This window comes from Lysobacter gummosus, from assembly GCF_001442805.1.
GTDB lineage: Bacteria > Pseudomonadota > Gammaproteobacteria > Xanthomonadales > Xanthomonadaceae > Lysobacter > Lysobacter gummosus.
This window is the reverse complement of record NZ_CP011131.1, coordinates 3612800-3626306: the sequence shown is the minus strand read 5'-3', so window position 1 is coordinate 3626306 and position 13507 is coordinate 3612800. Positions and strand designations below refer to the sequence as shown.

The 13507-nt window shown below is 66.6% G+C and carries 9 protein-coding genes; 6 read left to right on the top strand and 3 right to left on the bottom strand.

Going from position 1 to position 13507, the window contains the following annotated elements:
- Positions 1-327: 327 nt before the first annotated feature.
- Both LG3211_RS14800 and LG3211_RS14795 read right to left on the bottom strand, forming a co-directional pair.
- Positions 328-1230, bottom strand: a complete 903-nt coding sequence (locus tag LG3211_RS14800) for an OmpA family protein (RefSeq protein WP_057943506.1) — start codon at positions 1228-1230, stop codon at positions 328-330.
- A 322-nt stretch (positions 1231-1552) separates the two neighbouring features.
- Positions 1553-3628, bottom strand: coding sequence for a S8 family peptidase (locus tag LG3211_RS14795; RefSeq protein ID WP_222837507.1), 2076 nt, complete (start codon positions 3626-3628; stop codon positions 1553-1555).
- A gap of 1477 nt (positions 3629-5105) precedes the next feature.
- Here LG3211_RS14795 and rplU point away from each other — a divergent pair.
- From rplU to cgtA, 3 genes are all read left to right on the top strand, one after another.
- The gene (gene rplU / locus LG3211_RS14790; RefSeq protein WP_036113830.1) at positions 5106-5426 is read left to right on the top strand and encodes a 50S ribosomal protein L21; all 321 of its coding nucleotides are present in this window, start codon (positions 5106-5108) and stop codon (positions 5424-5426) included.
- Between the two features lie 12 nt (positions 5427-5438).
- Complete coding sequence (gene rpmA, locus LG3211_RS14785) at positions 5439-5699, top strand: 50S ribosomal protein L27 (protein ID WP_031371911.1); 261 nt, start codon at positions 5439-5441, stop codon at positions 5697-5699.
- 179 nt (positions 5700-5878) lie between these two features.
- The gene (cgtA, locus tag LG3211_RS14780; protein ID WP_057943504.1) at positions 5879-6946 is read left to right on the top strand and encodes an Obg family GTPase CgtA; all 1068 of its coding nucleotides are present in this window, start codon (positions 5879-5881) and stop codon (positions 6944-6946) included.
- A 274-nt stretch (positions 6947-7220) separates the two neighbouring features.
- Here cgtA and rpsT read toward each other — a convergent pair whose 3' ends face one another.
- Positions 7221-7490 (bottom strand): 30S ribosomal protein S20, encoded by a 270-nt coding sequence (gene rpsT / locus LG3211_RS14775; protein ID WP_055910472.1) that lies wholly within the window; start codon positions 7488-7490, stop codon positions 7221-7223.
- Between the two features lie 152 nt (positions 7491-7642).
- On the opposite strand from rpsT, the gene murJ reads away from it, so the two are divergent.
- From murJ to ileS, 3 genes are all read left to right on the top strand, one after another.
- Entirely contained in the window at positions 7643-9277 is a 1635-nt protein-coding gene (gene murJ / locus LG3211_RS14770; RefSeq protein WP_057943503.1) for a murein biosynthesis integral membrane protein MurJ, read from the top strand.
- A gap of 229 nt (positions 9278-9506) precedes the next feature.
- On the top strand, positions 9507-10541 hold the full coding sequence (locus LG3211_RS14765; protein ID WP_057943502.1) for a bifunctional riboflavin kinase/FAD synthetase: 1035 nt from the start codon (positions 9507-9509) through the stop codon (positions 10539-10541).
- Positions 10542-10627: 86 nt separating this feature from the next.
- The gene (gene ileS, locus LG3211_RS14760; RefSeq protein WP_057945505.1) at positions 10628-13441 is read left to right on the top strand and encodes an isoleucine--tRNA ligase; all 2814 of its coding nucleotides are present in this window, start codon (positions 10628-10630) and stop codon (positions 13439-13441) included.
- The last annotated feature ends 66 nt before the right edge of the window (positions 13442-13507 follow it).

Sequence of the window (13507 nt, the reverse complement as noted above, 5' to 3'; positions counted from 1 at the left end):
CCCGGGATCGCCGTGAACGCGGCGGACTGATCCGGCAAAGCCGATTGCGCGAACTGGATGGGGCGGGTGGGGCGGTCGCGGGCCACGGGTGTCGGGCCGGTGCCCGTCAGTGCAGGTCGGCCCAGGCCGGTGCAGGCAGGTCCCGAGCCGAGCCCGATGCCGGAGCCGTGAACCGAGCGCTGGCAACTTATGGAAAGGCTTCCGCCCCGTGACGGCTGTTGTGGGAGGGGCTTCAGCCCCGATGCTTTTCGCTCCGACGCGGCGATCTGAACGAAAAGCATCGGGGCTGAAGCCCCTCCCACAGGCTCACTGAAAGCCCTCCGCGGACTACTTGACCACGCTGAAGCGCAGCGGCGTAGTCGTGGTCCCCGGCTCGCCGCGAGTATCGAGGGCCCCCGGATTGACCCCGTTGACGATCAACTGGACCTTGACCGCCTCGGCGCGTTGGCGCGACAGGATTTCGTTGTCGGCGGCCTGGCCGGCGCCGCCGCCGGGGCCGACTATTTCGTAGCGCGCGTCCTTGGGCCCGGCCGCGATGGCCTTGGCCGCGCGGCTGAGGATGTCCAGGCTGGCCGGGGCGATGCGCGCGCCGCCTTCGTCGAAGCGCAGGTTGATCTGGTTCAGCGCCTTGGCGATGTCGGCGGCGCCGGACTTGCCCGGCTCCAGCGCGGCCAGGGCCTGGGCGGCGGCGTCGCTGGACGCGGCGGTGCCGCCGACGCCCTCGAACAGGCCGCCGTAGCTGAAACCGGGGAACAGGGTCTTGGCCTTCTCCAGCAGTAGCGCGCGGTCGGCGTCGCCGACCTGGCCGCTGAGCTCGATCTTGTTGCCTTCGAAATTCACCGCCACGCCCGGCATGGTCAGCGCTGCGGCGAACTGCGGCAGCTTGTCTTGCCACGGCGCCGGCTTGGCGGCCTTGTCGGCGTTGAGGGTGCCGCTGATCTGGCCGGCGTAGGCCTGCGCCAGGGCGATGGTCAGGGCCTTGCGCGTGGCTTCGCTATCGACGGTGCCGTCGTAGCGGATCGCGCCGTTGTTGTTGACCAGGCTGAGTCTGGCGTCGAAGCGCACCACCGGCGCGGCTGCGGCGGCCGGAGCGGCGCCATCGGCCGGCGCGGCATCGGTGGAAGGCGCGTTGCGGTTGCAGGCGCTCAGGCCGGCGAGCGCGGCCAGCAGCAGGCCGCCGGCGAGAAAGGAGGAGCGGGGCGTGCGGGAAACGGGCAGGGCGGTGCGCATGGAGTCTCCGCTGGGATGGGGCTTGGGGGAAGCGAGGTGATGCGATGCGTGCGAGGCGGCGTTGCGCGCGGCTATCGACAGTGGAGTGCGAAAGCGGGCCTCAAGTTCCGATGAATTGGATGCCAGGTTGCATGCTTGTTCGCTCGTCATTCCCGCGAACGCGGCAACCCGGCATCTTTCGCGCGAGAACCCGCGAAGCCAGCCGATGCCCGCTTTCGCGGCAATCACGAACGACAAACCGGCGAACAAATCCGCCGCGGCAAACCCTTGGAAAAACGAAGGGCCCGGCACACCGGGCCCTTCGTCCTTGCTTACGCTGCTATCAGCGGCTGGAGTTGTACGTGATCGAAACCGGATCAGCGCATTCCTGCGTACCGTTGTTGCACAGCTTGTAGCTCATGGTGCCGCTGCCGATGATGCGGAAGGTATCGGTATTGGCGCCGGTGTTGCGCACGGTCTTGAGGATCGCGCCGTTGCGGTACACGTCGATGTTCTTCTTGCCCTTCTCCCACGACAGGTTCACCGAGGTGCGGTGGTTGGACATGGCGCTGGCCTTGGCTTCGACGCGACGCGGATAGTTGGCGTCGACGAAGCTCGGGTACAGCGACATGCCGGCCGAAGCGCGGTAGCCCTTGACCTGGACGTACCACACGCCGCCCTGCGGGGTCGGGAAGAAGCAGGTCTCGTTGTTGGACGAGGTGAACGGACGGCAGTCGTAGGAGGTGCTGGTCGGTTCCGCGCCGTACTTGACGTAGATGTCCGAGTCGCCGGTGCCGCCGTACATGGCGAACAACAGGTTCGACGCGCCGTTCGGCACCAGCAGCTGGTACTTGATGATGCCGTTGGCGCCGACTTCGATGTTGGTCACGGTGATGCCGTTTTCCAGCTCGATCGGCGGTTCCGGTTCCGGCGGGACCGGATCGGGCGGCAGCGGTTCGGTGCCCTTGGCCACGGCGACGGCGAAGCGCGCATCGACGATGCCCGAGCCGCACCAGTTGGCGAAGCTGCAGCCGCCCGGCTGACCGCCGACGTGGGCGGTGTTGACCAGGATCTTCTCGATCTCGGCCGGGGTCTTCGGCGTGGTCACCGCCGACTGCATCAGCGCGACCACGCCGGCGACGTGCGGCGCCGCCATCGAGGTGCCGGCCATCCACGCATAACCTTCGCCGGCTTGTTCGTGCGCGCCCAGGTTCAGGGTGGACAGGATGTTGTCGGCCGCCGGTATCACGCCGGAACCGCCCGGTGCCGCGATGTCGATCTTGGGACCGAAGTTGGAGTAGCCGGCCAGTGCGCCGGTCGGGCCCACCGCGGATACCGCGATCACGTTGTCGCAGTTGGCGGGCGAGAAGTTGGCGACGTCGCCGCCGGAGTTGCCCGCGGCGATGACCACCGTGGTGCCGCGTGCGCGCGCATCGGCGAAGGCTACTTGCTCGGCCGCCGAGCAAGCACCGCTGCCGCCGAGGCTGAGGTTGATGACTTCGGCCGGGGTGGTGTTGTCCGGCACGCCCGCGACGGTGCCGCCGGAGGCCCAGGTCACCGCGTCGATGATGTCGGAGGTGTAACCGCCGCACTTGCCGAGCACGCGTACCGGCTGAACCTTGGCGCCGTGCGCGACGCCGGCCACGCCGGTGGCGTTGTTGGTCACCGCGGCGATGGTGCCGGCCACGTGGGTGCCGTGCCAGCTGCTGTCGTCGGGCTGGCCGAACAGGTCGCATTCGCCGTCGTGCCAGTCGCCCGGATCGTTCGGATCCGCATCGCGGCCGTCGCCGTCGACGCTGACTTCCGGATCGACGATGAAGTCGTAGCCCGGAATGATGTTGGCGTTGAGGTCGCTGTGCGGGGTGATGCCGGTGTCGAGCACCGCGACCACGATGCCGTCGCCGGTGGCGATGTCCCAGGCCGGTTCCAGATTCAGGCCGCCCGGGCCGTTCTTGTAATGCCACTGCTGCGCATAGGCGGGGTCGTTGGGGACCATCGTCTTGTGCTTGAGCGTGTCGGGAATGACTTCGATGATGCTCGGGTCCTGCTTCATCAACTCGATCGCCAGTTCCTTCGTCGCGGCGGCGTCGAGCGCGGTATCGGTCTTGATCAGGTTCGAGCCGGTGGCGAGCGTGCGCAGCGGCATGATGCCCAGGCCGAGCGTGCTGGCGGCCTTGGCGTAGAGCTGGCTGCTCGAAACAGCGGCCTTGCTGGAGGCGCCGGCGGCGCGGGTGATGATGAAGCGGTTATGAGTTTCGGTAGCGGCCTGCTTGGCGGCTGCCTTGGGCGCGACCACCTTGGCCACTTGCGCCTTGTTGACGGCTTGGAACTTACCGCTGGAGTAGGCCACCGGCGCGATAATCGCCGCCGTAGCCAGCGCCAGAGCGGTCCATTTCAATGAACGTGCTTTGCGAGTCATGACAAACATCCTTGATCCTTCGTTTCGCATGATCCCCTTCGCATCCCCTGTTTAGCGTCGGGCCTTGGTCCGCGGCAGGCGTGCCGTTCTACCTCCGCGGGACTTCCTTGCGCAGCGCGCCCGGCGCGCATCGGCGCCTGCGTGCTGCAGGGTTGGATCGCGGACGCACTCTCCCGTTTCCATGCGCGCAGGGCGACATGGAAAACAAGAGCACGTGCATCCGATTGCGCGCGGCAAAGCCGCTGCGCCGTAAACCGGTTTGACCGACGACTGCAAACCACATGCAGGGAGTCCCCGAAGAACGCGACCGCCTCATCCTGGCGCGCATGCGTCGCATACGCTGCGCATCGATTCGGCTGTTCCTTGTCGCGCGACCCCCTGCAAGTCGCTCGGGTTCGAAACTAATTGAGCGTGCCCAGTGCGTGCAAGTGTCATCGAAGCTGTGATAGCCGCATGAATGCGACTGAGCGCACATACACGCACAATGCATACAGATGGTGCGATTTTCGATGCTGGCGGCGGAGCCTGGAAAATCAGCGGTTTTTATCGATCGCGACGGCTTCGCCGTTGGGTGCGGCGATTTTCACGCTCGATCAAGTTTCTTTCAGAACTGTGAACTGGGTCGTTCTATTTTTACCGGGCGCGTCTGCGGTTTTTAAGAATGGCTACGCGATTCTTCCGAGGCTTTGCGACGCGGCGCGATTTTTGCGCTGTCGGGGTGAAGAGGCTTCACGCGTTGGAAGCTTGCGGTGTTGCAGGGGCGGAACGTGTTTGAGGTGGGGCGATGCGTGCGCGTGTATCGGCGATGTTTATTGGTGTGTACGCGGCTGCGGTAGTGGATCGAGATCGGCGTCATGGTCTCGAATGTGCCTTTCGACGCGAGCCTGTGCGTCGAGCACGACGGTCACCGACCTTCCGACTGACGATTGCCATCATTCCCGCGAACGCGGGAATCCAGCGACTTTCGTGCAGCCACGTCAAAGTCACTGGATTCCCGCGTTCGCGGGAATGACGAGCAAAGGCGAAGCGCGCAGGCAGCGAGTTGTTTAGATGGGTTCTCTGAGGTGCCGGAACCGGTGGTGCGGGTTTGGAGCCTGCCGGCGACGATCGCCTCGCGCCGGTCGCTGAGCCGGCGCCCCGGCCGGCCGCCGAGCCTCGTTTTCCGACCCATCGGCCATGCTCTTCCGGGCCGGCGGGCGAAGCAGCGCCGAGACCGGGCCGAAGTCGGGCTGGCGCGTCAGCGCCTGCGCCGAATGCCTCGGGCTGACCTGGGATTTAGGTAACTATTTGATTTTAAACGCCTGATGCCCGGCGGACAGCGTCGCCACCCGGTTCGACCGCAGCCCCAGGCCGGCCCCCCGTCGCCGCGCGACTTCCGCACAGTTGCCGTAACTCGCTGAAGTCCCTACAATTCCGCTTCTGTCCGCCCGCAGTTGGGCGCCGGCAGGACCAAAAATAACTACAGAGGAATCTGGTCATGTACGCAGTACTGGTCACCGGCGGTAAGCAATACCGCGTGATGCAAGGCGAGACGCTCCGCGTCGAGCTGCTCGATGTCGAAGCCGGCAGCGAAATCAAGTTCGATACCGTCCTGATGCTCGGCGACGGCGAAGGCGTGAAGCTCGGCGACGCGCTCAAGGGCGCCAGCGTCACCGCGAAGGTTGTCGGCCACGGCCGCGCCGACAAGGTGCGCATCGTCAAGTTCCGCCGTCGTAAGCACCATCGCAAGCAGATGGGCCACCGTCAGCACTACACCGAAATCGAAATCACCGGCATCGCCGGTGGTGACAACAAGTAAGGAGCAGCAGCCATGGCACATAAAAAGGGCGTAGGTTCCACCCGCAACGGCCGCGACTCCAACCCGAAGTACCTGGGCGTGAAGATCTACGGCGGTCAGGCCATCGAAGCGGGCAACATCATCGTGCGTCAGCGCGGCACCCAGTTCCATCCGGGCGCCGGCGTCGGCCTCGGCCGCGACCACACGCTGTTCGCGCTGGTCGATGGCAAGGTCGAGTTCTCGACCAAGGGCCTGAAGAAGCGTCGCACCGTCAGCGTCGTCGCCGCCGAGTAATTCCGGCGCGATGTCCTGCGAGGAGCCCCGCTTCGGCGGGGCTTTTCGTTTCTGGCCGGGAATTGGGATTGGGGATTCGCAATTGCGAAAAACCCCGTTCCCGACGCCCGCTACAATCCCGCCATCGCAAGCTTTGGCTTTCGCCAATCCCGTATCCCCAATCCCGAATCCCGGCTCTTATGAAACTCGTAGACGAAGCAGAAATCCAAGTCATCGCCGGTAACGGCGGCAACGGCTGCATCGGCTTCCGTCGCGAGAAGTACATTCCGCTGGGCGGGCCGGACGGCGGCGACGGCGGTAGCGGCGGCAGCGTGTTCATCGTCGCCGACGAGAACGTCAACACCCTGGTCGATTTCCGCCATCAAAAGCAGTTCCGCGCCCAGCGCGGCGAGAACGGCATGGGCCGCCAGGCCTACGGCAAGGGCGGCGAAGATCTGGTCATCACCGTGCCGGTCGGTACCGTGGTCACCAACGTGGAAACCGACGAAATCATCGGCGACCTGACCGCGCACGGCGACCGTCTGCTGGTCGCGCGCGGCGGCAAGGGCGGCCTGGGCAACATGCATTTCAAGAGCTCGGTCAACCGCACGCCGCGCAAGGCCCTGCCGGGCCTGCCGGGCGAGGAGCGCGAGCTCAAGCTGGAGCTGAAGCTGCTGGCCGACGTCGGCCTGCTCGGCTTCCCGAATGCAGGCAAGAGCACGCTGATCCGCGCGGTCTCGGCGGCGACGCCGAAGGTCGCGGATTATCCGTTCACCACCTTGTATCCGAACCTGGGCGTGGTCAGCGTCGAGGCGCATCGCAGCTTCGTGATCGCGGACATTCCCGGCCTGATCGAGGGTGCGGCCGACGGCGCCGGCCTGGGCGCGCAGTTCTTGCGCCATCTGCAGCGCACGCGTCTGCTGCTGCACCTGGTCGATATCGCGCCGATGGAAGGCGGGGTCGAGGGCGTGAGCCCGGCCGAGCAAGTGCGGGCGATCGAGAACGAGCTGCGCAAGCACGACCCCGAATTGCTGGCCAAGCCGCGTTGGCTGGTGCTCAACAAGGCCGATCTGCTGCTGGAAGAAGAGCAGCAGGCGGCGGCGAAGGCGATCATCGACGAGCTGGGCTGGACCGATCGCTGGTATCTGGTCTCGGCCATCAGCCGCGACGGCACCTTCCCGATCATGCAGGACGTGATGGCGTTCTTCGACCGTCAGCGCGCGGACGCCCTGGAAGCGGCGAGCGCTGCCGGCGAACATGTGCCCTGAGCCGCGGGCTCGGCGTTATCGCATCGTCATCGGCTCGCGGCCCGCAATGCGCCGCAGCGCCGGCGCTCGCGGCTTCAATCTGACTTCACACCTCGCGCCAATCATGTGCGGCATGTCGCACGGCCGCCCCCGTTCCGCATCCGCCTCCCGCGTCGCCGCGCGGGCAGGGGTGTGCGCGTTCGCGGCGCGCGCCTGCGCCGGACAAAACGCGCGCGCAAACAAAAGCCCGGCCGAAGCCGGGCTTTTGCATGCGCAAGTCCTTGCGGACTGCGTATCAGGCGGCGGACAGCGCCTTGATACGGGCCGTCAGACGGCTCTTGTGGCGGGCGGCCTTGTTCTTGTGGATCAGGCCACGGGAGCTGAAACGGTCGAGGATCGGCTGAGCGACGTCGAACGCGGACTTGGCACCGGCGGCGTCGTTCTCGCCGAGGGCCTTGAGCACCTTCTTGACGGCGGTACGCAGCATCGAACGCTGGCTGGCGTTGCGGGCGTTACGCACGACAGTCTGCTTGGCGCGCTTCTTGGCGGACTTGATGTTTGCCACGGGTGGATTCCTGAAAAATTTAGGCTGTTAAGCGTTGAAGAAACTAAGCGAGGAACTACGGTTGAAAAAGCGGTTCAATTCGCAGTTGCGGAAAATCAGACCCAAAAGTATGGCCGATTCAGTGGGTTGGGTCAACTGGCCGGAGGCGCGAGATGAGTAAGGGAGGCGGTTTGTTGCGCTCCTCGGTCATTTTCAGCGCCATGACCCTGATCTCGCGGGTCTCGGGGCTGGTCCGCGACCAAGTGTACGCCTGGCAGTTCGGCGCCAGTCCGGCCATGGACGCGTTCTTCATCGCGTTCAGGATTCCGAACTTCATGCGCCGGATCTCGGCCGAGGGCTCGTTCTCGATGGCCTTCGTGCCGGTCCTTGCCGAGTACAAGGAAAAACAGGATCACGCCGCGGTCAAGGAACTGGTCGATCGGGTCACCGGCACCCTGACCGCCGCGCTGCTGGCGATGACGGCGGTGGTGGTGCTGGCCGCGCCCTGGGTCATGCAACTGTTCGCCCCGGGCTGGGACCCGCTGAGCGAGCAGTACCGGCTGGCGACCGAAATGCTGCAGATCACCTTCCCGTACGCCTTGTTCATCTCGCTGGCCTCGCTGGCCGGCGGCATCCTCAACAGCTACGAGAAATTCGCGATCCCGGCCCTGTCGCCGGTGCTGCTGAACATCTCGATGATCGCCGCGGCGGTGTGTTCGGTGCCGCTGACCCAGCCGTTCAACGTCAATCCGGTGCTGGCGCTGGCGTGGGGCGTGTTCTTCGCCGGCATCCTGCAGCTGGCGTTCCAGTTGCCGGCGCTGGCCAAGCTCGGGCTGCTGCCGCGGCCGCGCTGGGGCGGGGCGCATCAGGGCGTGCGCAAGATCATGCGGCTGATGGTGCCGACCTTGTTCGGCTCCTCGGTGGCCCAGGTCAATCTGCTGCTGAACACCGCGCTGGCCTCGTTCCTGATCGTCGGCAGCGTGAGCTGGCTGTACCTGACCGATCGCCTGCTCGAATTCCCGCTGGGCATGTTCGGCGTGGCGATCGGCACGGTGATCCTGCCGCACTTGTCCAAGCGCCATGCCGCCACCGACACCGACGGCTATTCGAAGGGGCTGGATTGGGGCTTCCGCCTGTGCCTGCTGATCGGCGTGCCGGCCTGCCTGGGGCTGGTGCTGTGCGCCGAGGCCCTGATCGCGGCCCTGTTCCAGTACGGACGGCTGCATGCGCACGATACCGAGATGATCCGCCTGAGCCTGATGGCGCAATCCACCGCGGTACCGGCGTTCTTGCTGGTGAAAGTGCTGGCGCCGGCGTTCTATTCGCGCCAGGACACCAAGACCCCGGTCAAGTCGGCGGTGGTGTCGGTGCTGGTGAACCTGGCTTCGACCGTGCTCCTGCTGCTGGCCGTGCTGTACCTGACCGACGCCGGCCAGGCCGCGCTGGCCAAGACCGGCGGCGATCCGCGCGAAGCCCTGGGCGAAATCCCCGGCGCGCACGCCTGCCTGGCGGCGGCGATCGCGATCGCCGGCTGGACCAATGCGCTGCAGCTGGCCTGGTATCTGCGCCGGGCCAAGGTCTATCGGCGCCAGCCGGGCTGGGGCCGGTTCCTGCGCCAGATCGGCGTGGCCAGCGTGGCCATGACGGTGGTGGTGCTGAGCCTGCTGTGGCTGTGGCAGGGCTGGACCGTGTGGCCGTGGTGGGAGCGCCTGATCAAGCTGGCGGTGGTGGTCGGCGCCGGCGGCGGCGCCTACGGCGCGCTGCTGTGGCTGCAGGGCATCCGCCTGCGCGATCTGCGCGGCCACTGAGGCCAACGCCTGGACGATGGCGGCCGGCCGCCGCCATCGTCGGCGATTGACCGTTGCCGGTGCCGTTGAGACTTGCGGGCGGCGGCTATACTTCAGGGCTTAGGAATGAGTTTAGAGGAGTGAGAAACGAGAGAATGCCCGGCTTCTGCTCATTTCTCACTCTACTGAACTCTTTTCTCGCCCCCAATCCATGTCCCGGGTTCGCCCGGGATCCCACGCCAGAATCTTAATGAGCAGGCTGTTTCGTGACGTCGATAGCGGGCCGCGTTGCCCGCACGGCAGTGTGGTCTGTATCGGCGCCTTCGATGGCCTGCATCTCGGGCATCGCGCGCTGGTGCGCCACACGGTTTCGCGTGCGCACGCGCTGGGCTTGCCCGCGGTGGCGCTGAGTTTCGAGCCGTTGCCGCGTGAATTCTTCGCCCCCGGCGCGCCGCCGCCGCGGCTGTTGTTGCCGCGCGCCAAGGCCGAGGGCCTGTTGGCGCTGGACGCCGACCAGGTCGGCCTGCTGCGTTTCAACAAGCGGCTGAGCGGCCTGAGCGCGGAAGAATTCGTCGAGCGCGTGCTGGTTCGGCGACTGGCCGCGCGCGAAGTGTGGGTCGGTCCGGAATTCCGTTTCGGCAAGGCGCGCGGCGGCGATATCGCGCTGCTGCGGCGGATGGGCGAGAGCGCCGGTTTCAGCGCGCACGAAATCGCACCGGTGCACCTGGATGGCGAGCGCGTGTCCAGCACCCGCATTCGCGAAACCATCCTGGCCGGCGATTTCACTGCCGCGGCGCGCCTGCTCGGCCGCCCGTACGCGATCGGCGGCCACGTCGTGCACGGCAAGCAGCTCGGCCGCACCCTGGGCTTTCCGACCGCCAACCTGCGCTTCGGCGGCAAGACCCCGGCCTTGTCCGGCATCTACGCCACCTGGGTGCACGGTGTCGGCGAGCGGCCCTGGCCGTCGGTGTCGAGCCTGGGCACGCGGCCGACCGTGGCCGGAGTGGAGCCGCTGCTGGAAGCGCATCTGTTCGATTTCGACGGCGACCTGTACGGTCGCAGGATCGAGGTCGAATTCGTCGCCCACCTGCGCGCCGAGCTCAAGTTCCCCGACCTGGCCTCGCTGACCACGCAGATGCACCGCGACGCCGCGCAGGCGCGCGAGCTGCTGCAATTCGATGCGCAGCGCCGGCCGCCGTACGCATCGCCTGTTTCGCAACACGACCCTCGACGTGCTTCTACGTCGCCAGCTCAAGCCGCAAGCGCGGCCGAGAAAACTGCCTGAGACCCGCTGTGACCAACGACCCGAGCCAATCCGCCCCCGGCAATCCGTACAAGGCCACCTTGCTGCTGCCGGCGACCGACTTCCCGATGCGCGGCGATCTGCCCAAGCGCGAGCCGGAAACCCTGGCGCGCTGGGAGAGCGAAGGTCTGTATCAGCGAATTCGTGAAAAAACCGGCGGCCGCGAGCGCAGCTTCGTCCTGCACGACGGCCCGCCGTACGCGAACGGCGAGATCCACGTCGGCCACGCGGTCAACAAGGTGCTCAAGGACATCGTGGTCAAGTCCAAGCTGCTGGCCGGCTTCGACGCGCCCTACGTGCCGGGCTGGGATTGCCATGGCCTGCCGATCGAGCACAAGGTCGAGAAGGAATTCGGCAAGGTCGGCGACAAGCTCGACGCCGCCGCGTTCCGCGCCAAGTGCCGCGAATACGCCACCACCCAGATCGACCTGCAACGCCGCGGCTTCAAGCGCCTGGGCGTGACCGGCGATTGGGACAACCCGTACCGCACCATGGATTTCCGCTACGAGGCGGACATCATGCGTTCGCTGGCGAAGATCGTCGAACGCGGCCATCTGCTGCGCGGCTCCAAGCCGGTGCACTGGTGCTTCGACTGCGGCTCGGCGCTGGCTGAGGCGGAGATCGAATACCAGGACAAGGAATCCACCCAGATCGACGTCGGCTATGTCGCCAAGCACGCACGCTCGCTCGCGGCGCTGTTCGGCGCGGCGATCGACGACGACACCCTGATCGCGGTGCCGATCTGGACCACCACGCCGTGGACGCTGCCGGCCAGCCTGTCGGTCACCGTCGGCCCGGAGTTCGACTACGTGCTGGTAGACGGCCCGCAGCGCGCCGACGGCGGCCGCCGTCTGCTGGTGCTGGCCGAAGCGCTCGCGGCCAAGGCGCTCAAGCGCTACGGCATCGAGGACGTGGTCGTGCACGGCCGCGCGCGCGGCGTCGAACTCGAAGGCCAGCGCCTGCAGCATCCGTTCTACGCCGAACGCGAACTGCCGGTGCTGGTGGACAGCTACGTGTCGGCCGAAGACGGTACCGGCATCGTCCACAACGCGCCCGGCCACGGCCAGGAAGATTATGCGGTCGCGCTGAAGTACGGCCTGCTGGATCACTACACGCCGGCGCAGTTCAATCCGGTCGATGGGCGCGGCCTGTACCTGCCGTCGACGCCGCCGGCCGATCAGCACGCGCTGGCCGGCGTGCATATCTTCAAGGTCGATCCGATCATCCTGGACGTGCTCAAGGCGCACGACGTGCTGTTGGCGTCGGGCCGGCTCAAGCACAGCTATCCGCACTGCTGGCGCCACAAGACGCCGGTGGTGTTCCGCGCCACGCCGCAGTGGTTCATCTCGATGGATCAGGCAGGGCTGCGCCGCGACGCGCTCGACGCGATCGGCGGCGTGTCGTGGGTGCCGGGCTGGGGCGAGGCGCGCATCTACAACATGATCGAGGGCCGTCCGGACTGGACGATCTCGCGCCAGCGCTACTGGGGCGTGCCGATCGCGCTGTTCTTCGATCGCGAAAGCGGCCAGCCGCATCCGCGCACGGTCGAGATCATGCGCCAGGTCGCCGACGCGGTCGAACGCGAAGGCGCCGACGCCTGGTACGCGATGACCGCCGAACAACTGCTGGGCGATGAGGCCGGCAACTACGAGAAGGTCAACGACATTCTGGACGTCTGGTTCGACTCGGGCACCAGCCACGAGTGCGTGCTCGCGCAGCGTCCGCAGGACGGTCTGCGCAAGCCGGCCGATCTGTATCTGGAAGGCTCCGACCAGCATCGCGGCTGGTTCCACAGCGCGCTGCTCAGCGGCGTGGCGATGGACGGCGCGGCGCCGTACCGGCAAGTGCTGACCCACGGCTTCACCGTGGACGAGCACGGCAAGAAGATGTCCAAGTCGATGTTCAACGCGCTGGCGCCGGAGAAGGTCACCGACACCCTGGGCGCGGATGTGCTGCGTCTGTGGGTGGCATCGACCGAGTTCCGCAACGAGATGACGGTCTCCGACAAGATCCTCAAGCAGAACGCCGACGTCTATCGCCGCATCCGCAACACCGCGCGCTTCCTGCTGGGCAACCTGAGCGGGTTCGATCCCACCCGCGATCTGGTCGGCCTGGACGACATGGTCGCGCTGGATCGCTGGATCGTGCATCGCGCCGCCGAGTTGCAGGATCGCATCGCCTCGGCCTACGAGCGTTACGACTTCGCCGAAATCGTGCAGGCGCTGTCGAATTTCTGCAGCGTCGATCTGGGTTCGCTGTACCTGGACGTGACCAAGGACCGCCTGTACACGATGCAGGAAAACTCGCGCGGCCGGCGTTCGGCGCAGAGCGCGATGTACCACATCGCGGAAGGCTTCGTGCGCTGGATCGCGCCGATCCTGGCGTTCACCGCCGACGAAATGTGGCGCCACCTGCCGGCCAACACCGAGCACGGCCCGCGCGAAGACAACGTGCTGTTCACCACCTGGTACGACGGCCTGGCCTTGCTGCCGGCCGACGCGGTGTTGTCCGACGAAGACTTCAAGCGCCTGCTTGGCCTGCGCGACAGCGTCGCCAAGACCCTGGAGCCGATGCGCGCCGCCGGCCAGATCGGCGCCGCGCTGGAAGCGGAGATCTCGCTGCGCTGCGGCGTCGCCGATCAGAACTGGCTGGCGCCGCTGGCCGATGAGCTGCGCTTCTTGTTCATCAGCGGCGATGTGGAAGTGATCGCCGACGACGACATCAAGGACATCGCCGTGCTCGCCGCGCGCACCGGCAAGACCAAGTGCGTGCGCTGCTGGCATCACCGCGCCGATGTCGGCGTGGACGAGCGGCATCCGGACCTGTGCGGCCGTTGCGTGAGCAATGTCGCCGGCCCGGGCGAGGACCGTCGCTGGTTCTGAGTTGCGCGCACCCGCGCGCGGTCGTAAGGCCGCGCGCGTTCCGGTTCCATTCTTTTCTTCGCAGAC

Bases quoted from the DNA above. Each gene is read 5' to 3' on its own strand.
- LG3211_RS14795 (WP_222837507.1), bottom strand. From the start codon at position 3,628: ATGACTCGCAAAGCACGTTCATTGAAATGGACCGCTCTGGCGCTGGCT.
- LG3211_RS14765 (WP_057943502.1), top strand. From the start codon at position 9,507: ATGAGCAGGCTGTTTCGTGACGTCGATAGCGGGCCGCGTTGCCCGCAC.
- rplU (WP_036113830.1), top strand. From the start codon at position 5,106: ATGTACGCAGTACTGGTCACCGGCGGTAAGCAATACCGCGTGATGCAA.
- cgtA (WP_057943504.1), top strand. From the start codon at position 5,879: ATGAAACTCGTAGACGAAGCAGAAATCCAAGTCATCGCCGGTAACGGC.
- ileS (WP_057945505.1), top strand. From the start codon at position 10,628: ATGCGCGGCGATCTGCCCAAGCGCGAGCCGGAAACCCTGGCGCGCTGG.
- rpmA (WP_031371911.1), top strand. From the start codon at position 5,439: ATGGCACATAAAAAGGGCGTAGGTTCCACCCGCAACGGCCGCGACTCC.
- LG3211_RS14800 (WP_057943506.1), bottom strand. From the start codon at position 1,230: ATGCGCACCGCCCTGCCCGTTTCCCGCACGCCCCGCTCCTCCTTTCTC.
- murJ (WP_057943503.1), top strand. From the start codon at position 7,643: ATGAGTAAGGGAGGCGGTTTGTTGCGCTCCTCGGTCATTTTCAGCGCC.